16 protein-coding genes, 2 pseudogenes and 1 riboswitch are annotated in these 21,119 nt (G+C 27.0%); of the genes and pseudogenes, 16 read left to right on the top strand and 2 right to left on the bottom strand.

Annotated elements, in window-relative coordinates:
- Nucleotides 1-134 precede the first annotated feature (134 nt).
- From CNEONATNEC86_RS17090 to CNEONATNEC86_RS17040, 11 genes are read left to right on the top strand one after another with little or no spacing between them, the layout of a single operon-like run.
- Nucleotides 135-1,925 carry a motility associated factor glycosyltransferase family protein gene (locus CNEONATNEC86_RS17090; RefSeq protein ID WP_159136456.1) on the top strand — a complete coding sequence of 597 codons (1,791 nt, stop codon included), beginning with the start codon at nucleotides 135-137 and terminating at the stop codon, nucleotides 1,923-1,925.
- Entirely contained in the window at nucleotides 1,925-2,911 is a 987-nt protein-coding gene (locus CNEONATNEC86_RS17085; protein ID WP_159136455.1) for an NAD-dependent 4,6-dehydratase LegB, read from the top strand. The genes CNEONATNEC86_RS17090 and CNEONATNEC86_RS17085 overlap by 1 nt, the downstream gene beginning before the upstream one ends.
- A gap of 30 nt (nucleotides 2,912-2,941) precedes the next feature.
- Entirely contained in the window at nucleotides 2,942-3,958 is a 1,017-nt protein-coding gene (locus CNEONATNEC86_RS17080) for a radical SAM/SPASM domain-containing protein (RefSeq protein ID WP_159136454.1), read from the top strand.
- 24 nt (nucleotides 3,959-3,982) lie between these two features.
- Nucleotides 3,983-5,143: a LegC family aminotransferase gene (locus CNEONATNEC86_RS17075; protein WP_159136453.1), complete on the top strand. Its 1,161-nt coding sequence runs from the start codon at nucleotides 3,983-3,985 to the stop codon at nucleotides 5,141-5,143.
- Between the two features lie 18 nt (nucleotides 5,144-5,161).
- Nucleotides 5,162-6,211, top strand: a complete 1,050-nt coding sequence (locus CNEONATNEC86_RS17070) for a radical SAM/SPASM domain-containing protein (protein ID WP_159136452.1) — start codon at nucleotides 5,162-5,164, stop codon at nucleotides 6,209-6,211.
- A gap of 16 nt (nucleotides 6,212-6,227) precedes the next feature.
- The gene (locus tag CNEONATNEC86_RS17065; protein WP_159136451.1) at nucleotides 6,228-7,277 is read left to right on the top strand and encodes a nucleotidyltransferase family protein; all 1,050 of its coding nucleotides are present in this window, start codon (nucleotides 6,228-6,230) and stop codon (nucleotides 7,275-7,277) included.
- Nucleotides 7,278-7,297: 20 nt separating this feature from the next.
- Nucleotides 7,298-7,930: an acetyltransferase gene (locus CNEONATNEC86_RS17060; RefSeq protein WP_159136450.1), complete on the top strand. Its 633-nt coding sequence runs from the start codon at nucleotides 7,298-7,300 to the stop codon at nucleotides 7,928-7,930.
- A gap of 9 nt (nucleotides 7,931-7,939) precedes the next feature.
- Complete coding sequence (gene neuB / locus CNEONATNEC86_RS17055; protein ID WP_159136449.1) at nucleotides 7,940-8,938, top strand: N-acetylneuraminate synthase; 999 nt, start codon at nucleotides 7,940-7,942, stop codon at nucleotides 8,936-8,938.
- On the top strand, nucleotides 8,935-10,107 hold the full coding sequence (neuC, locus tag CNEONATNEC86_RS17050) for a UDP-N-acetylglucosamine 2-epimerase (RefSeq protein WP_159136448.1): 1,173 nt from the start codon (nucleotides 8,935-8,937) through the stop codon (nucleotides 10,105-10,107). The genes neuB and neuC overlap by 4 nt, the downstream gene beginning before the upstream one ends.
- Entirely contained in the window at nucleotides 10,100-11,008 is a 909-nt protein-coding gene (locus CNEONATNEC86_RS17045) for a formyltransferase family protein (RefSeq protein WP_200848539.1), read from the top strand. The genes neuC and CNEONATNEC86_RS17045 overlap by 8 nt, the downstream gene beginning before the upstream one ends.
- A complete protein-coding gene (locus CNEONATNEC86_RS17040; protein WP_243145362.1) occupies nucleotides 10,971-11,669 on the top strand; it encodes a PIG-L deacetylase family protein in 699 nt (232 codons plus the stop codon). The genes CNEONATNEC86_RS17045 and CNEONATNEC86_RS17040 overlap by 38 nt, the downstream gene beginning before the upstream one ends.
- A gap of 143 nt (nucleotides 11,670-11,812) precedes the next feature.
- Here the strand turns inward: CNEONATNEC86_RS17040 and CNEONATNEC86_RS17035 are convergent.
- Nucleotides 11,813-12,489: pseudogene (locus tag CNEONATNEC86_RS17035) on the bottom strand (DDE-type integrase/transposase/recombinase); the annotation flags it as partial.
- Nucleotides 12,490-12,609: 120 nt separating this feature from the next.
- On the opposite strand from CNEONATNEC86_RS17035, the gene CNEONATNEC86_RS17030 reads away from it, so the two are divergent.
- Entirely contained in the window at nucleotides 12,610-13,308 is a 699-nt protein-coding gene (locus CNEONATNEC86_RS17030) for an acylneuraminate cytidylyltransferase family protein (RefSeq protein WP_159136446.1), read from the top strand.
- A gap of 1,286 nt (nucleotides 13,309-14,594) precedes the next feature.
- Nucleotides 14,595-14,885, top strand: a complete 291-nt coding sequence (locus tag CNEONATNEC86_RS17025; RefSeq protein WP_159136445.1) for an IS30 family transposase — start codon at nucleotides 14,595-14,597, stop codon at nucleotides 14,883-14,885.
- Nucleotides 14,886-14,928: 43 nt separating this feature from the next.
- Here CNEONATNEC86_RS17025 and CNEONATNEC86_RS22050 read toward each other — a convergent pair.
- Nucleotides 14,929-15,747: pseudogene (locus CNEONATNEC86_RS22050) on the bottom strand (IS30 family transposase); the annotation flags it as partial.
- 1,410 nt (nucleotides 15,748-17,157) lie between these two features.
- Here CNEONATNEC86_RS22050 and CNEONATNEC86_RS17015 point away from each other — a divergent pair.
- The 3 genes from CNEONATNEC86_RS17015 to CNEONATNEC86_RS17005 all read left to right on the top strand — a co-directional run bounded on the left by CNEONATNEC86_RS17015 (nucleotide 17,158) and on the right by CNEONATNEC86_RS17005 (nucleotide 20,666).
- Entirely contained in the window at nucleotides 17,158-17,496 is a 339-nt protein-coding gene (locus tag CNEONATNEC86_RS17015; protein ID WP_159136444.1) for a DUF8042 domain-containing protein, read from the top strand.
- A gap of 32 nt (nucleotides 17,497-17,528) precedes the next feature.
- Nucleotides 17,529-18,755 carry a motility associated factor glycosyltransferase family protein gene (locus CNEONATNEC86_RS17010; protein ID WP_159136443.1) on the top strand — a complete coding sequence of 409 codons (1,227 nt, stop codon included), beginning with the start codon at nucleotides 17,529-17,531 and terminating at the stop codon, nucleotides 18,753-18,755.
- Between the two features lie 1,068 nt (nucleotides 18,756-19,823).
- Nucleotides 19,824-20,666 carry a flagellin gene (locus CNEONATNEC86_RS17005; RefSeq protein ID WP_159136442.1) on the top strand — a complete coding sequence of 281 codons (843 nt, stop codon included), beginning with the start codon at nucleotides 19,824-19,826 and terminating at the stop codon, nucleotides 20,664-20,666.
- Between the two features lie 129 nt (nucleotides 20,667-20,795).
- A riboswitch (cyclic di-GMP riboswitch) is annotated at nucleotides 20,796-20,879 on the top strand.
- Nucleotides 20,880-21,119: the final 240 nt, after the last annotated feature.

The raw sequence follows: 21,119 nt of genomic DNA, 5'->3' as shown, positions 1-21,119 counted from the left end.
GTTATTATATAAATTATAAAAGCATCAATAGAATAATCTCTAAGTTAAGGAGAATATAAGAATAAATATTTGAATAAATAGATAGTGTATAAAGAATTTGGGGATTTTATCGAAAAATAACAGAGGTGAAAGTTTTGGAAAAGAAAAATTTGGACTTTACAATAGAGAAAAGTAAGGATGGTTATAATATAGCTAAAATAAAAAAGGATAATAAATATATATATATTGGGAGCAAATACAATGTGAGATCAGAATTAGATAAATTTTTAAATTATATAGATACTTTAGATGGTATAGAAGATAATGAAAAGCAATTTATAATTTTTGGTTTTGGCGCAGGTGAACATATAAAAGAATTAAGAAAAAAATATAAAAAAAATAAGATAAAAGTTATTGAACCTAATAAAGCTATTGGAGAATATATTGAAAATTTAGAATGGATAAAAAAGGATGAAAATATTGAGCTAGTAGATTGTTATAAAAGTGATGGTATTGAGGATTTAGATGACGATTTTTTTGATGAGTGTAAGTTGCAAAATATACAAATCATACCGTTCGCCAATTATAAAAAATTGTATTTAGAAGAATTTCTTTGCTTATGCAAAGAGATTAGGAAGATATATGTTGATAATATAATTCAGAGAAATACAAAAATGTATTTTAAGGATAGATGGTTTGAGGCACTTATGGAAAATATTCCGCATATGATTGAGAGTCCAATCTTAGATTTATATAAAAATGAATATAAAAATAAGCCGGCAATAATTGTTTCTTCTGGGCCATCACTTGACAAAAATATAGAAAATCTAATAGGAATAGAGGGAGAATTTTTTATAATTTCAGCTGGACGATCTTTAGTAGCGTTAAAGGAAAAAAAAATTAATGCAAATTTATTTGTATCAATAGACTCGGATGAATTAAGTTATAAATTTATTGAGGACTTTATTGAAGATATAGAGGCACCTTTACTTTTTTTAGATACTACTAATGAAAAAATAGTTAAAAATTATAATGGAAAAAAAATATGCTCAACTTACAATAAAATGATGTATGATATTTTTTCTGAATATATTCATGTACAATTGCTAACTTCATATGGATCGGTATCACATACAATGATATCAGCTGCTGTACTTTTAGGGTGTAATCCAATAATACTTGTAGGTCAAGATTGTGCATATACTAACAACAAAGCACATTCTCCTTTTTTGGAAGAAAAGCAAAAAGGTGCTAAATTTGAAGATTCCAAAAGAGAAAATGATTTCTTTGTAGAAGATGTTAATGGGGGACAAGTAAGAACTAGTTGGGAATTAGATGGATTTAGAATTGGTATAGAAAAATTAATTAAAGATAATCAAAATATTACATTTATAAATGCAACAGAAGGAGGAGCTAAGATTCATGGAGCAATGCAAATGAAGCTTTGTGATGCAATAAATAAATATAGTGGTAGTAAAGTTGAAGCTCTTTCAAATAAAATATCAGATAATAGAATTAAATTAAGAACAATAGATGTAATTAGTGAAATGCAGAAAGGATTACTATATATAAAAAATAAATGTAATGAGGCGCTAATTTTAATTAAAAAAATTAGTTATAATAACTTTAATTATAGTAAAAAAAATAATGACATAATTAATAAGATAAATGAAATAGATAAAAAAATAAAAAAAGAAATGAGTAACTTTATAGTAATAGAATCATTACTATATCCAATTATATATAATATTTTAGTTGATAAATCTGTAGTTAAGGAAAAAGATGAAATAATAAAGAGAGAACTTATAATAGAGGAGAACCTTAAGCTATATACAAATATAAAAAATGTAATAGAATATTCTTTGAAGTATTTAGAACATACATTAGATGCGTTAAAAAGTAGTGAACGTATTTTTTTGAGTAATAAAAAGGAGATTGAAAAATAATGAAAAAAGTTTTGGTAACAGGGGCTGATGGTTTTATAGGTAGTCATTTGACAGAACAATTGGTCAAAGATGGATATAAAGTAACAGCATTTGCGTATTATAATTCATTTAATACCTGGGGGTGGTTGGATACATTACCTAAATATATATTAAATGAAATAGAAGTGTTTACAGGAGATATAAGAGATCCCAATGGTGTAAGGGAATCTATGAGAAACGTAGAAGAAGTTTTTCATTTGGCTGCTCTTATAGCTATTCCATTTAGTTATAATTCACCAGATTCATATGTTGATACTAATATAAAGGGAACACTAAATATTTTACAGGCAGCTAGAGATTTAGAGATTAGTAGAATTTTGATAACTTCAACATCAGAAGTGTATGGAACAGCACAATATGTTCCAATAGATGAGAAGCATCCATATCAAGGTCAATCTCCATATTCAGCTACTAAAATAGGAGCTGACAGATTAGCAGAATCTTTTTATAGAAGTTTTAATATGCCGATAAGTATTGTAAGACCATTTAACACATATGGACCTAGGCAATCAGCAAGAGCTGTTATACCTACAATAATAACTCAATTATTATCAGGACAAGAAGAAATTAAATTAGGCTCTCTTACTCCTACTAGAGATTTTAATTACGTTAAAGATACAGTAAATGGATTTATAGAAATTTCAAAAAGCAATAAAACAATAGGACAAGAGATAAATATAGCTACTCAAAATGAAATTTCTATTAAAGAATTAACAGAAGAAATTATACAGCAAATAAATCCTAAAGCAAAAATTATTTGTGATGAAAAAAGATTAAGACCGGAAAACAGTGAAGTTAATAGGCTCCTAGGATCTAATAAAAAAATTAAAGAACTTACAAAATGGAAAACACAATATACTTTTAAACAAGGTATAAAAGAAACAATTGATTGGTTTAAAGACAAAGATAATATAAGGAATTATAAAGTGGATTTATATAATATTTAATTTAAATAAATATTTAGGGAGATAGATAATATGAAAACTTTGAAGGAAAGAATTGAGGATTATGAAAATTTTGATAGGGATATCAGACCGGAATTTCCTAGAAATATGTTACTAGAAGTAACTAATGCTTGTAATCATAATTGTATTTTTTGTGCTAATTCTAAGAGTACTAGAAGAATAAAGTTATTAGATGAAAATTTTGCTTACAGGATATTAAAAGAAGCGTACGACTTAGGAACGCGAGAGGTTGGATTTTACGGGACTGGTGAACCGCTTGTAAATACTAAACTGGAAAATTATATAAAGTATGCAAAAGATATAGGATATGAGTACACATATATTACAACAAATGCAGCTTTATTGACATATAATAGAATGAAAAGTATTGTTGAATCAGGAATTGATAGTATAAAAATTTCATTTAATGCAGGAACAAGAGAAAGTTATAACTTTATACATGGTAAAGATGAATTTGAATTAGTTAAAAAAAACATAAAAAATCTTGTTGATTATAGAAAGAATATAGACGGAAATTTTAAAATATATATGTCATGTATATTGACAAAGTATACAAAGAAGGAGAAGAAAATAATAGAGTCTGAATTTGAAAATTACATAGATGAATTTACGTTTTTCAACTGTAAAAACCAGTGTGGAGTAATGTATGAAATAAATGGAAATGTTGCTGTAGAAGACGATAAGAAACAAGAGAAAAATATGTGCTCACTCCCATTTAATAAATTACATATTACTAGTGAAGGGTACTTAACAGCATGCTGTGCAGATTTTCAAAACTATTTAGTTATAGCAGATTTAAATAATACTAAATTAAAAGATGCTTGGCATAACGAAGAATTTATAAGTTTAAGAAAAAAGCATATTCAAGGTACTTTGGAGAATACTTTGTGTTATAATTGTTTAAATAATTTGAATGAAGAAATTACTCCATTAATAGAAGAATTAGGGGAAAAAATTGAAAAGAAAGACTTTGATAAAACGGAAGATATATTAAATCGCATAGAATTACTTAATAATACAAAAAAATAATGCTTTTGTGAAGAAGGTGAAAAAATGAAAAAAATTATTCCTTTATCAGTACCTAATTTAAAGGGAAATGAATTGAAATATGTTACTGAGGCTATAGAAGATGAATGGATATCAACAGGAGGATCATATATAAATGAATTTGAAGAAAATATTGCTGAATATTTAAATGTAAATATGGCTGTAGCCTGCCAAAGTGGAACGGCGGCAATACATTTATCGCTGCTTGAGAGCAAAATAGAAGAAAATAATGAAGTTATAGTGCCTACATTGACGTTTATTGCAGCCGTTAATCCAGTTACATATTGTAAAGCCCATCCAGTATTTATGGATTGTGATGAATCGTTAACTATTGATACAAATAAATTGGAGGAATTTTGTGAACAGGAATGTAACTTGGTGAGTGGTAATCTTGTGAATAAAAAATCAAATAGGATTGTAAAAGCAATTATTGTAGTTCATGTATTTGGAAATATGGCTAATATGATTAGAATAATGGAGATAGCTAAGAGATTTAATTTGATAGTAATTGAAGATGCAACAGAAGCATTGGGGACATATTATAAAGAAGGAGCGTACAAAAATTGTTTTGCAGGAACTATTGGTGATTTTGGTTGTTATTCATTTAATGGTAATAAGATATTGACTACTGGCGGTGGTGGAGTAATAGTGGCGAACAATAAGAGCAATTTAGAGCATATTAAATATTTATCAACACAAGCAAAAGATGATGCTCTTCAATATAAACATGATGAGATTGGATATAATTATAGAATGACAAATGTGCAAGCGGCTATTGGGGTTGCGCAATTAGAAACTTTAGAGAAGTTTATAGATATAAAAGAAAACAATTATAAAGTTTATAAAAGAGAATTTAGAGAATGTGGAATTGAAATGCTGTCTTTTAGCGATAAAGTAAGACCTAATTACTGGTTTTATTCTTTGTTATTATGTAATAAAGAGAAAAAGAATATAGAAGTTATAGAAGAATTAATAAAGTCTAATATTCAAACTAGGCCAATTTGGGGGTTGATTCACCAACAGAAACCATATTTAAGTTGTGAAGCGTATAAGGTTGAAAAGGCGTTATATTATCATGAAAGCATTATTAATATACCATGTAGCACAAATCTTGAAGAAAATGACATAATATATGTCGCAAATCAAATAAAAAAAATATTAAAATAAAAGATTAGGAGAAAAACAATGGAGAATGAAATAAATAAACAATCAGAAAGATGGAAAAATAAATATAATAATGTTGATGATTCAAAGATATTTGAAGTAAGACCCAAATTCCCTAAATGCATAAATATAGAAATATCTGATATATGCAATTACGACTGTTTATTTTGCGCAAGTTCAAAATTTTTTAAAGAAAAGGGGTTGATAGACGATAAATTAGCATTAAGATTAATAGATGAAGCATATGATAATGGTGCAAGAGAAATATGTTTTCACATAAATGGCGAACCTCTTACTAATCCTAACTTTGAAAAATATGTAGAAAGTGCAAAAGAAAAAGGGTATACATATATTTTTATGACGACTAATGGATTTTTAGCAGATATTAATAGAATGAAGAAAGTAGTAGATGCAGGAATTGATAGTGTTAGATTTTCGATAAATTCAGGAAGAAACAAGTACAAAGTAATACATGGATCAGGAGATTATGATATAGTAATTAATAACTTAAAAGATTTAATAAAATATAGGGACGAAAACAAGAAAAAATTCATGATAGGAATATCTATGGTAGAAACAAAATATACAAAAAATGATTGTATAATATTAAAGAAAGAATTTGAAAATATTGTAGATGATATTACTATTTTAAAAGTAAATGATGATGCAGGACAATGTTCATTAAATAGAGAATTAATGAGTGAAACATCAGAAGGTTTGGCTTCGGTAAAGAGTATACCATGTCCAATACCATTCAATTCTTGTTATGTAACAAGAATTGGACACTTGACAATGTGCTGTGGTGATAAAAGAAACTATATGGCTGTTGCTGATTTAAATGATGTGAGAATTAGTAAGGCGTGGAATAATGAAGCAGCTACACGATTGAGAAAAAAAATGATAAGTGGAGAAATAGAAGGAATCATTTGTTATAATTGTATCTTCGGTAAGAGTGAAGAAGTATATCCTTTAAATGAATCGTATGCTAAAAAATATATATCAAAAGAATATGATGATGATAGAGTTAATAGAATCCAAATATTAAAAGAGTTATCATATTTAGAAGATTAAAAAGTGAGGGGTATATTTGAAAGAATTATTTATTGACAAGAGTATTTCTATAAAACAAGTAATAAAGAAAATTGATGAAACTGGAAAGAAGATATTATTAGTTACAACAAAGGAAGATATTCTTTTGGGAACAATTACAGATGGTGACGTACGCAGATGGATTCTGAAAAATGGAAATTTAGAAAAACCTGCTTCTGAAATAATGAATAAGGATCCAATAGTTCTATGTGTTAAGCAAAAATATAGAGCAAAAAAAGTTATAAATGAAAAATGTATTTCAGCACTTCCAATAGTAAATGAAAAAAATATTGTAGTGGATATAATATTTTGGAATGAAAAGTATAACGAGAAGTTCATTGAAAGAAAAATAAGTAATCCAGTGGTAATAATGGCAGGCGGAAAAGGAACAAGGCTTTATCCATATACCAAGATATTACCAAAGCCATTGATACCAATTGGAGAAGAGTCTATAATAGAAAGAATAATTGATAAGTTTATAAAATTTGGTTGTGAGATGTTTTACGTAACTGTAAATTATAAAAAGAATATGATAAAAGCATATCTTGGAGAAATTCAGAAAAATTATTCATTAGAATATATAGAAGAAGAAAGGTTTTTAGGAACTGGAGGAAGTCTATCATTGCTTAGAGGAAAGATAAAAGAATCATTTTTTGTTACTAATTGTGATGTATTAGTAGAAGCAGATTATAAGGATTTATTAAAGTATCATAATGAACAAGATAATATGATAACAATGGTTACATCTTTAAAAAATTATAATATTCCTTATGGAGTGATAAAATTAAATGATTTTGGTAGAGTTATAGATACTATTGAAAAACCTGAATTTAATTATTTGGTTAATGCTGGATTGTATGTTTTAAAACCAGAATGTATTTATGATATTCCTCAAAATAAGTTTTTTCATATTACAGATTTAATTAATAAATATATAAAAGAAGGTAAAAAAGTCGGTACATATCCAATAACAGAAAATGCATGGTTAGATATGGGAGAATTTAAGGAAATGGAACGTATGAGAGAAAAATTGGGAATATATGAATAAAAGTTTGGAGTATAGATTTTATGAAAAAGATTCTTCTTCTAGGTGGTGGAGGTCACTGTAAAAGTGTTATAGATTCAATAATGAACTCTAATTTATATGAAATAATAGGGATTATAGACTGCGAAGAAAAAATTGGAAATACAATTAATACAATTCCTATTATAGATTGTGATAAAAATTTATATAAATATACAAATAAGAAGGATATAAAGGTTTTTATAACAGTAGGCTCTGTTGGTAATGTTGAAATAAGGGAGAAGTTATATAAAATTACAAAGGAGTTGCGCTTTGAAATTGCTACAGTAGTGGATCAAAGTGCTATTATAGCTTCAAATGTTGTTATAGAAGAGGGGACCTTTGTAGGAAAGAAAGCTATTATTAATGCCGATTCAATTATTGGAAAAAATTGCATTATCAATACAGGATCTATTATTGAGCATGATTGTCTAATAGGGAATTTTTCGCATATTGCTCCTGGGAGTACAATATGTGGACAATGTAGAATTGGTGAAAGGACTCATATTGGAGCAGGAAGTATAGTTATACAGGGGATCACTATAGGAAATAGTGTAATGATTGGAGCAGGAAGTGTAGTTGTAAAAAATATAGGAAATAGTAGAAAAGCTTATGGAAATTATTGCAGGGAGAGATGATAATAAAATATGAATAAAACTTTTATAATTGCAGAGGCAGGAGTAAATCATAATGGTGATATTGCTTTAGCTAAAAAATTAATAGATATAGCAGCAGAAGCTAAAGTTGATGCAGTTAAATTTCAAACTTTTAAAGCTGAAAAAATAGTGTGTAAAAATGCTAAAAAGGCTGATTATCAAAATGAAATTACTGATAAGGATGAAACTCAATTTGAGATGTTAAAAAAACTTGAATTAGATTATGAGTCACATAAAGAGCTTATTAATTATTGTGAACAAAAGAATATATTATTTTGCTCAACCGCATTTGATTTAGAAAGTATAGATTTGCTAATAAATTTAGGAATGACAGTTTTTAAAATTCCTTCAGGAGAAATAACTAATTATCCATATTTAAAAAAAATTGGGGGGCTTAAAAAAAAGGTTATATTATCTACAGGAATGAGTACATTAGATGAGGTAGAGCAGGCTATTAAAATATTAAAAAATAATGGAACAAGAGAAATAGTAGTATTACATTGTAACACAGAATATCCAACTCCTTTTGAAGATGTTAATTTAAGTGCGATGAAAACAATGAAAGAAAAACTAAATGTGGAAGTGGGATACTCAGATCATACTTTAGGAATAGAAGTTTCAATTGCAGCTGTAGCTATGGGTGCTACTGTAATAGAAAAACATTTTACTTTAGATAAAAACATGAATGGTCCAGATCATAAAGCGAGTTTGATGCCAGAAGAATTAAAACAATTGGTCAAGTCTATAAGAATTATTGAAAAGTCAATAGGGAATGGAATCAAAAATCCATCTAAATCTGAAATAAAGAATTTAGATATCGTCAGAAAAAGTATAGTTGCTAATAGAGAAATAAAAAAAGGCGAAATGTTTACCAATGACAATTTAGCTTGTAAGAGGCCTGGAACAGGGATATCACCCATGAAGTGGGATGAAATTATTGGTAAAAAAGCTATAAGAGATTTTAAAGAAGATGAGATGATAACATTATGATAAAAATTTGTGTGATCACAGGAACGAGAGCAGAATATGGATTATTAAAACCGATAATAAATAAGATAAAAGATGATAAACAATTAGGATTACAATTAGTAGTAACAGGGATGCATATATCACCAGAGTTCGGCTTGACGTACAAAGAGATATTACAGGATGGATTTGAAATATCAGATAAAATAGAGGTTCTCTTGAGTTCTGATACTCCTGTTGGAATTTCTAAGTCTATTGGATTAGGCATTATAGGTTTTGCAGAACTTTTTGAAAAAAGTAAACCAGATATAGTGATTATTTTAGGAGATAGATATGAAATTTTTGCTGTTGCTTCGGCAGCAATGATTGCAAATATACCAATAGCTCATATACATGGAGGGGAAACAACAGAAGGGCTTATAGATGAAGCTATAAGACATTCGATAACTAAAATGAGCTATATTCATTTTCCATGTACTGAAGAATATAGAAGAAGGATAATACAACTAGGAGAGAGCCCAGACAGAGTATTTAACGTTGGGGCATTAGGATGCGAAAATATAAAAAAAATAAAGTTTATAGATAAAGAAGCTTTAAAAGAAGAACTAAATATAGATTTTGAAAAAAAAGTAGCATTATTAACATTTCATCCGGTAACATTAGATATATTTAAAGCTGAGAAGCAATTTAAAGAGGTGTTAAGTGCAATAGATTGTTTCGAAGATTTGCAAGTCATATTTACTAAAGCAAACTCAGATACTGGTGGAAGAATTATAAATTATTTAATTGATGAGTATGTTAGGAAGAATTCCAATAGATGTATTGCTTTTTCATCATTAGGACAGGTTCGATATTTAAGTGCTATGAAGTATTGCAGTTTTGTTATTGGAAATTCTTCAAGTGGAATTTTAGAAGCTCCTGTATTAAATAAACCAACTATAAATATAGGAGACAGGCAAAAAGGTAGAATTCAATTAGAATCAATCATAAATTGTGAAGCAAAAAAGGAAGATATAATTAAGGCAATAAATATTGTATTATCAGAGATATTTAGCAAAAATATAGAGAATATTGATAATCCTTATGGCAAAGGAAATACATCAGATATGATTATAGAAATTATTAAACGATTTTTAAATCAGCAAAAGATTGATTTAAAAAAGAAATTTTATGATTTGTTAGGAAGTGATTAAGATTAAAATTTTATTTATTGGTTGTGTACAATCATCAAAAATATTATTAGAAAGTTTAATTGCAGATTTATCAGAAGAAATAGAATTAATTGCTGTAATAACTAAAAAAAGATCTGATTTTAATTCTGATTTTTGTGATTTAGCACATATTTGTGTGGAAAATTCAATAGAGTTTATTTATGCCGATAATATAAATGAAGAAGATTTGGTACAGTATATAAAAGATAAAAAACCAGATTTAATTTATTGTTTTGGATGGTCTCAATTATTATCAAGTGAAATTATTGATATACCTAATATAGGTTGTGTAGGATTTCATCCGACTAAGTTGCCTCATAACAGAGGAAGGAATCCAATTGTATGGACGTTAGCTTTGGGTTTAGAAGAGACAGCATCCACATTTTTCTTTCTAGAAAAGGATGCAGATAATGGAGATATAATTTCTCAGGAAAAAATAAAAGTAAGCTTATTAGATGATGCGAGCAGTTTATATAATAAAATACTTAATGTGGCTAAAAAACAAATAGTATACTTAACTAAGCAATTTATAGAAAATAAAATAGTAAGAATTAAACAACAAGAAAGTGAAGCAAACATTTGGAGAAAAAGAAGTGCTAAAGATGGCGAGATTGACTGGAGAATGAGTTCATTAAGTATATATAACTTAGTAAGGGCATTAACAAAGCCATATATAGGAGCTCATTTTACATATAATGGTAAAGAGTATAAAGTATGGGCAGCTGAGTTAGTAGATAATATAGAATATGATTATAGAAATTTGGAATTTGGAAAAGTTATATCAGTAGGGATAAATAATTCATTTATAATTAGAACAGGTGATGGAGTAATAAGAATAAAGAAACATGAGTGCAATATTATTAGAGAAGGAGTTTATATATGATATGAATGTTCTTGTTGTGTCACCACATCCTGATGATGAAACCTTGGGATGTGGGGGAACTTTATTAAGATTAAAGGAAGAAGAGAATAAGATTTATTGGCTAAATATTACTAACATAAAAGTTGAGTATGGATATGATAAAGAAAAGGTGGAAAAGAGAAAAAAAGAAATAAAATTAGTTAATGAATCTTTTAAATTTGAAAAATATTTTGATCTGGAATTATGTCCAACTAAACTAGAACAATATGATAGTAATGAAATTATACAGAGAATATCGGAGATAATAGCTGAAATAAGGCCTCAAATGATTATTTTACCTAGCAGAAATGATGTTCATTCAGATCATAAAGCAGTATTCGATTGGTGCTTTGCGTGTACTAAAATTTTTCGACATTCATATATAAAAAAAATATTAATAATGGAAATATTGTCAGAAACAAATTTTTCTCTACCTGAGAATTCATTTGAACCTACATATTTTTTTGATATAAGCAATTATATGGAAGAAAAAATTAATGTAATAAAAATTTATGAGAGTGAATTGGGAGAACATCCATTTCCGAGAAGTATTGAAGCTATAAAATCATTAGGATTATTGAGAGGAATAAGTGCAGGAGTTAAATATGCAGAGGCTTTTAAAATTGTAAAATTTATCGAATAAGATTCTGTTAGGTTGTTATGAAAAAATAGATTAATAAGTTCGTAGAATTTCTCGATCTTTGAAAATTATATAAGTTTGATTAATTTATTGCATGACAAATAAACCTGCAAGAGATAAGATTTTTTACAGGTTTATCAAAGATATTGATTAATTAATGTGAAAGCAGAATCTTCACTACGTGATTTCGTTAAGTGAAATGCCAATATAAAACGAGTTTCTGAATCAATAGCCAGCCACAAATAATAACGTTCACCTTTTATAAATACAACTGTTTCGTCAGCGTGCCAATCGCCAGATTGCAAATTTAATTGTGATTTAAATGAATCAGCTTTTTGTCTGAAAAAAGGCGCAAATTTATGTACTCAACTGAATATTGTTACATGAGAAACTTTTATATTTGCTGTTGTATATAGAAATTGTGAAATAGCTTTTGTAGATGTATTATTAAAAAAATATAAGGTTAAAGCTGTGAGTATAACATGTAATGGAAATCGCATTCCTTTCATAGAAAGGGTGCCCGTTAGATTTGGACTAGATGCACTATCAATATTTAAATTATGGTGTTGTACTATTATATGATTGCACTTTCTATTACCACATTTATAACGATTATAATGTTTATAAGTGTGGTGTATCTATGTTGCTTTGCCACACTTTGGACATTTAGGATAGCTTTTTGCAACTCGGTTACTGACATAGTCAGGAGCAAACTGTCTCTTACAGTTCTTGCATTGATATTTTTGATTAGCCTGCTTATCTAAACCAAACTATATAGTTGGTCAGAGTGACAGCGAGGACATTTTATTTTAGCTTTGTTCATTGTTCTTCTCCTTTCGAAGGGGGATTATTGGTTCTAGTCAAACTTATTGTATTCACTTCGGTTGAGAAGAGCAATGTTCATATAACTTAACAGAACGTCGAATAAAATGGGGGGAGTTAGATGAAGAATAATGTATTAGCAATAATTCCAGCAAGAAGTGGATCAAAAGGCCTTAAGGATAAAAATATAAAAATATTAAATGGAAAGCCAATGATAGCCTATACTATTGAGGCAGCAATAAAAAGTAATGTTTTTGAGGATATCATGATTTCAACTGATTCAGAAAAATATTCTCAAATAGCCAAAAAATATGGGGCTACTATACCCTTTTTAAGGGATAAACGATTGGCTACAGATGAAAGTACAACAATAGAAGTAGTAGAAGATGTTTTAATAAAGTTAAAAGAAAATGGAAAAGAATACGAAAAATTTATGATATTACAGCCAACTTCACCATTAAGAGATGAAATTGATATAAAGAAAGCTTTTGATTTATTGAATAAAAAAAATGCAAATAGCGTTGTCAGTATGTGTGAATGTGAGCATTCACCACTATGGACTAAACAATTAAATGAATCGACATTGGATTTAGATGGTTTTTTGAGTAATGTAGGTAATTCAGGAAGGCAAAAATTAAAAAAATATTATAGATTAAATGGGGCGATATATGTTTTAAAAACAGATTATTTTTTAAAACATAAAAATTTTTATAAAGAAAAAAGTTATGCTTATATTATGGATAAAAGAAAATCAATAGATATAGATGATTTATATGATTTTGAATATGCAGAATTTATAATGAATCAGAAGGTCACATGATTATAATATTAAGTAGGTATATGTTCTAATAAAATTTCTAAATTCTTAATACATGGCATAAGAAAATAATAATACAATGGAATGAATATATTCATTTTATAAAGCAATAATGAAATGATTTTATTGTTAAAGTAGTATATAGAATCTGGTATAGCTTAAAAATGTGTAAATAAAATGAGTTGAACCACTTTCAATATGCTTACTGTAAGAGAAAAATAAGTTAAATGAATTCAACTAATAAATGTGATTTAGTCAATTAGTAGAAGTTTCTCTCGAATCTGAAAATGATAAGCTAATAATTTGAAAATTTCAATGATTTCCAAGTATAGATACTTAAAATTTATTATAAAGAATGTATAGTTAAAGTTTCATAATATATATTTTCAGTATGTTAACAAATACAGCGGAAGACACTGAACAGATTTACATAGTTTTGGTATTGCGCAAATTTTGGTGATTTATTTAAGCTTATTCACCACTTTTCAAATTAAAATTTAATCTGGGAATGTATGATTTGAAATATATATTTATCTTTAAAATAAAAGAAAAATTCAATAAAAATTCTTATGTGGAATTGTAAGAATTACTAAAAAGTTTACAGAAAAAATTAGGCTTAAATGAGCTAAATACATTGAAAGAGTTAATGACATTTCTAATAAGAAATTGATATGAATAATGTAGGGATTATTTGGTGAACAGTTTAAATGTAGATAAAAAATATTATTTGATAAATTACAATATCAAGTGCAACACTGATTGACTGCAAAGAAATAGCCAATATAGGTACGTTCATGTTAAAGTAATAATTGTGAGAAAGCCACTTTAAAGGACGTGAATATATAAGCTACAAGCATATTAATATAAATGAAAATTGTTGTATATTAGAATATTTAAATTTAGGATGGAGTTTATAAAGAGCTTGAAGAAATAAAGGAACTATATCAAGAGAAATTAAAGGAAACAATTTTAATGGAAAATATAGTGCACATATAGTTCAAGAAAAATTAAATTCACATTGGTTTCCAGAACAAATTGCAGAGCGAATGAAGCTTGATCTTGTTAATAAGAATAATTTCATACAGTAGTATATATAGCTGGATTTACAAAAGATTATTAGAAAAATGTTCTGTTGAACTACTGCGCAGGAAAAGAAATTTGTTATTGGAAACTTGAAACTGCAGTTTCCAGTAGAGGTAAATCAAAAGTATGCTTTTCAAAATTCGTTGAAAGGAAAACACTATTAAATAAAATTAAATTAATGACTAACAGAAAAGCTACTACTTTTAATGAATATTACATTAAAGCTCAATAATACTACTCTAAAAACACTAACTGTAGACCTTGGTAAAGAATTTGCAGTTTATTTAGATTTAGAAAGTACTTTGAAAGTTGATGTGTATTTTACATGTCTATATAGTTCATGGCAAAGAGGAACCAACGAAAATATAAACGGACTAATTAGAGAATTTTTTTCTAAGAGGTTTTATTTTTCTACTATGACACAAGAAGATGTTGATACTGTTGAAAAAATTTTAAATAATATGCCACGGAAATGTCTTGGATTCAAGCTCTATTAGAAGTATTTAACGAAGAACAAGCTAACTACTGCACTTAGCTTGACAATTTGTCATTTGTTCCAGCTTCTAATTTGTATAAGTCAGCAAATTCAGAGCCTTTATCACATGTTATGGTTTTAAAAGCTTCACTAAACTTATCGCTATATATCTTACGTATGTTTTAAGTGATTCCGTAACTGTTTCAGCAGTATTAGATGCAATTTTATGAATGATGGTATTCTTAGTTTTACGCTCAAGAATAGTTATAAGGACACAGTCATTATTGGATTTTTACTAACAACAGTGTCTATCTCCCAATGTCAAAATTATTCACTATTATAGATATTACTTGGATGTTCAGAAATACTTTTACCAAGCTTTTTCTTATTTTTTACTTTGGTTGGATTGGGATTTCTGCGTATGTTCATTGGTAAATCTGCATTAATAACATATAGTAGACCAAAATTAATATAATTATATAAAGTTTTAGTGCAAACTATTTGAGAGCGTTGAAACTTGTTTTTGGCAAGGCGTTACATACATATGCATCTCGCGACCATGACTGATTTTTGATATTATAAACGTATAGTTAATGAAGTCACTGCATTCTAGACGTTTAAATTTACGGCAGGAATTCTGGTGATTATTTTTATAAATAGCTTCGCCAGTATATGCAAGATACATTTTAACGTAGTTTCATTGCTTTATCTGTGTAGTTGTGCTATGACGTATCTCATTTAAAAGAGTACTAATTGGACAGTCAAGCTTTTGGCTATATTATATGCTGAAAATCTATCTTTAAGACGTAGTTCATAGTCATGCGCTCTTTGAAATTCAAATGTTTATTTTTACGTAATTCTGTGTTATGATTTTGATGATTCATAGTGAGTATCCCCCCTTGTGATTTCGTTTGGCGATTAAATCATAACGCAGATAATCACTGGGAATTTTTTATTAGTTCAATTTCATTTTACAATTAGTCTAAATTATATTTATGATGAACTTTGTTATTAATTTTTGCAGTATAGAAAGCCTGTAAAACAGTGATATTGATGGATTTTATGGTATGATTTTGTATAGAAGTGAACTATATGGAGGAAATTTAATTTCTAAAATATAAAGAACTTTTAGAATTATGGATTTAAGGTAAAAGAACAAGAAAAGAAGAGTGGTATTTTGAATAGTTGGATTGACAAATTGAATTATGCAATTTTATATTGAAATAAAAAAGTTTATTTATAAAGTAAGAAAATTACTCTTAATGGTTAAGTTTTTGTTTGGATGAAGTTAAAAATTTATCTGATAGTAGTTATGAAGAACTAACACCTTAAAATATAGAGGCTTCATCATGCGATAGTCAAGATAATTGAATATGTTAAATATATAAATTCAGAGAATATGAGGATATTAATAGTACTTCTGATGTTATAATAAAATTAACATCTACACAATTCAGTTTTATACATGCCATTAAACCAGAGTTTAATTTAATAAAGAATCTGTTAAAAAAGCTTGTTAATGAAGCATTTAAAACTACATTATGGAGTGGTCTGTTGGAATACTAGTTCATGGACTTTTTATATAGGGAAGGCATTGTACGTTGGAGTTAATTTATATGCATTAAATTTATAATCAATTAAAAATAGGAGATTTTTTTATTTCTGTCTGATAAATTAGGTAAAAGTAATGTATTGGTTAGGTTAGCTTAAATAACTCAATGGTATGAATTTGAACGATCATATTTTAAGCAATTTATTAAAAAGGAGACAATATAAAACGGTTCAGGATAGTTCTAGGGGGGAATTATTAAGAATAAACCAAATTACTTTATTATGAAACGATAGCAAATATTGTATGAAATCTATATCTTAAATATTTTATTTAATTGAAGTGATTTCAGGTTTATGCATCATTTAGGCTTTTTTCACGATATAATTTGAAAAAGGTCTAATGAAATGATTGAAATTATTATTAAGGTTAGAAAAGTTGAAAATGACTTAAATAATAATAATCTATTTTAAGGAAATCTTCGAGCTAGTAAAACAAAATATGGAGTAGCTAGAATATATGCAAAATGAAAAGAAACTGAACATTTTATTATTAATATTTATTTTCTAAATAAATATTAACAATAATTGGGTATTGAATACTATCCTATATTTACAATATATTTGGGAGTATCTAAAATAAGCAGAGAATTTAAAAGTACCATCTAAACATAAATTATTAATTAATTTACTAAAGAAAATATTAAAAATTTCGAAATATATTTATTAAGGAGTATTAAAATAGTATGAGTGAAAATGAAATTTTAAAATCAGTTAATGATTATTTATATAATTTAAAAGAAGGAATAAAGTCTGTTTCAGAGCTTATTCAATCAGGAAAAGAATACGAAGCTGTTAATTTAATAGTGAAAGTTTCAGACGGTTTGGAATGGATAAATGAGGCACTAAACTGTACAAAAGACTATAATTTAAATAATTTAAATTTAAATGAAATTAATGGTTTTATAGGAGAAATATGTGAAGCGTTAGAAAATGAAGATTTTATTTTGGTCAGTGATTTATTTAATTATGAAATTATTCCGATATTGGAAAAATTACATGATAGCATTAGAAAATGCGTGTAAAATGAATATTAATTATTCTAGGAAGGAGTAAGATGTTCTGTTTAGAAAAAAGTAGAAGTGGACCTGAAACTTTGAAGTATAATAATAAATATATACATAGTAAATATGATCCAATTAGTGAAGCTAATATGTTTGCAAAATCTAATATTAAAGAAAATGAAAATGATATTATTGTAGTGTATGGTTTAGGGCTAGGATATCACATAAAAGCATTAGTTGATTTAATAAGTGAAAATTCAGTTATATATGTTTTTGAATACAATCAAGAATTGGTAAAATGTTGCAGAAGAGTGAATAAAGATGTATTTATGGATAGAAGAGTTAAAATAATTGATAAAAATAATTTAAATTTTTTTGATGAATTTGCTAAAGTGTTAAGTAAAGTTAAAAATATAATTATTCATAAATCATCATTGGAAACTATAAAATACACTAGTTCATTCATGTATAATTTAATTAATGATTTCAATATTGCAAAACAGTATGAAAAAATAAATATAGAGATTATTGGACAATATGAAAAAAACTATGAATTTAATAAAAAGCTTAAATATGGACTATTAAAAAGTTTAATCAAAAATTACAATAGATCTAATAAACCATTTATAATTGTAGCATCAGGACCTTCATTGGAAAATGAATTATCATTGTTAACTAAGTATAGGAAAAAGTTTAATATAATATGTGTAGGAAGTGCCTTTAGAACTCTAATAGAAAATAATATTATACCGGATATTGTAGTTATAATAGATCCTAATGAGATGGTAATTAATCAATTAAAAAAACTAGATTGTAATAATGTCCCACTTTGTTTTTCTGCTTCAGCATCTAGATGGGCGGTAGAATTTTATAGAGGACCTAAATATATATTTAATCGTGAAAATGATGAATTCTACATAGAAACCGGAGGAACAGTTGCAGTTGCAGCTATTGGAATAGCAATAGAAATGAGCGCACTTGAAATTATACTTATGGGACAGGATTTGGCTTTTATAGGGGATAGATCACATACTCTAGCGTTTGAAAAAAATTATGGATTAAAAGACGATTTTTATAATAATTTAAAGAGAAAAAAAATCAAGGGTATTAATGGGGAAAATATTGAAACTACGCAAATATATATAACTTTTAAAAATAAAATAGAAACTGTCATAAGAAAAAATAGAAAAATCAGATTTTTTAATGTGAGTAAAGGTGCTATTATAGAAGGAGCAGATAATATCGAGTTTAAAAAATATTTAGAAAAATATATTATATAACTTGATTTGTACATTAAAAAGAAACACTAATAGATGATATTGATAAAATTTTTCAATGGATTATATAGATAAATTGCAATAACAAGGTATCTGTTTCTGGTTTTAATGTGGATAAATCAACAAATTGAGAGGTATTATCACTTATTATAGTTTTGAAAATTTTGTTAAACTTATTAATATATATGTTACGGATACTATTGAGCGTGTTAATAAATGTTCAGTAGTTTTATATGTAATTTTATGAATGATGACACTCTTTGTTTTGCGCTCGAGAATAGTCAGAAGAACACAGTCATTGTTGAATTTTTACCAATAACCAAATTCTTCACGATTATCGATATCAGTTGGATGCTTAGTATAACTTTTTCTTATGATTATTTACTTTTGCAGGTTTAGCCTTTCTACACAGGTTATTGGTAAATCTGAATTAAGAACAGATAGCAAGTCAAGATTGATATATTCATGTAAAGTTTTAGTACAGACTATTTGAAAGCGTTGAAACTTGCCGTTGGTGATAGCATTACCTATTCACATCTGGTGAGCATGAATGATTTTTTCTTTTATAACATCATAATTAATGAAATAACTGTATTCTAGGTGTTTAAATGTGAGACAAGAATACTGGCGATTATTTTTATAAATATCTTCGCAAGTATCTGCAAGATACATTTTAACGTAGTTTAATTGCCTAATCTGTGTAGTTGTGCCACGATGTATCTAATTAAAAATAGTATTTATTGTGTGATTTAGCTTTTTAGCTATTTTGTAAGTTGAAAAACATAATTAAGACGAAGTTCAATAGTCATACTTTCTTTGAAATCCAAGTGTTTATTTTTTATTTATTCCGCGTTATGATTCATAGTGATTGTTTTTTGTGTTGCACTTTCTTTAGAGATTAAATTATAGCATAGATAATCCATTATGGATTTTTTGTTAGCTCAATTTCATTTTACAATTAATCAGAACTATATCCTTTAAGAAAATAAATTAAAGATTATAATTAAATCTCCGATAAATAAAGTAATTAAAACGAAATATAAATGAAAAAGTACTTTGGAGGTTTATTATATGAGATTAAATCATAATATGTATTCACTTGGAATATTTAAGACATATTCAAGGAACGTTGATAATTATTCTAAAGCAATGAATAACGTGAGTACAGGATATAAAATAAATAGTGCGAAGGATAATCCAAATAAAATAGCTCAGGCAGAAACTTTAAGAATGACTGTTATTGGAAGAAATGCAGCAAGCTCTAATATACAAGATACAAGTTCTATGCTTCAAACTTTTGATGGTGCACTTCAAGAAATGAATAATAATGTATCAAGATTAAAGCAATTAACAGTTCAAGCTGCTACGGAAACTATTAATGATGAGGATAGAGCAGTAATTCAAAAAGAAATTGAAGGGATAAAGTCATCATTAAATGAGTTAGCTAATAATACAGAATTTAATGGTGTTAAATTATCAGATAATTTAGTAACTGATAATGCCAACACTACTAGATTTATGAAAACAACAATTGGAACATTATCTGGAGAAATTATTGATATTCCTCGTTTTAATGTATCAACAGCTGCTTTAAAAATAGATGATATAGATGTTACATCAATAGCTGGAGCACAGGCGTCACTTGAAAAAGTTGATGATGCAGTGGTATGTCTTACAGATATAAGAAGCAGATATGGAGCTATTCAATCAAGACTAGATGATACTAGTGATAGCATGAGTGAAATAAGCGATGTATTAACAAGTGCACAAAGTAGTCTGGCAGATGCTGATATTGCAAAGGAAGTTATGGAAATAACAAAAAATAAGATATTGATTGACTCAGGAATAGGGTTAATGGCTCAAAGCAATAAATTACCACAGGATGCATTGAATATTTTAGCAAATGTAAGATAGATTATATATTTAAGTTGTTCTTAAAATAATGTTTTATAATTAATTTAAGAACAACTTTTAACATTAAATATAAATAAATACAAATTTTACTTGAAAAGATTGTAAAAAAATAGTATTATATATATAATAAAATATTAATAGCAAAGCAAGAGAAATTTTGTGACGCAAAGCTATAGGGACTACGGTTTAATACTAAGTCAGCCAGTTGCTAAGAAAGTATTTACTTTTGAAATATGATGCAAGCTGCTATTTTAAAGTTAGTATAAAAATAGCAGTTTTATTTTGCTTGTTTTTAAATGGAAAAAAGCAATTAAAAAATTTTAAAGGCAACAAAAGAAATTATTATGATACATACTTAATGATAAATATATTTCTGTGAAAAATATATAGATTAATTGTTATGTTTATTTTATAATTAATATAGATAATATTGTATTTTTATATTGAAAATAC

The organism is Clostridium neonatale, from assembly GCF_900465025.1.
GTDB lineage: Bacteria > Bacillota > Clostridia > Clostridiales > Clostridiaceae > Clostridium > Clostridium neonatale.
This window is presented reverse-complemented; position numbering and strand designations above follow the sequence as displayed.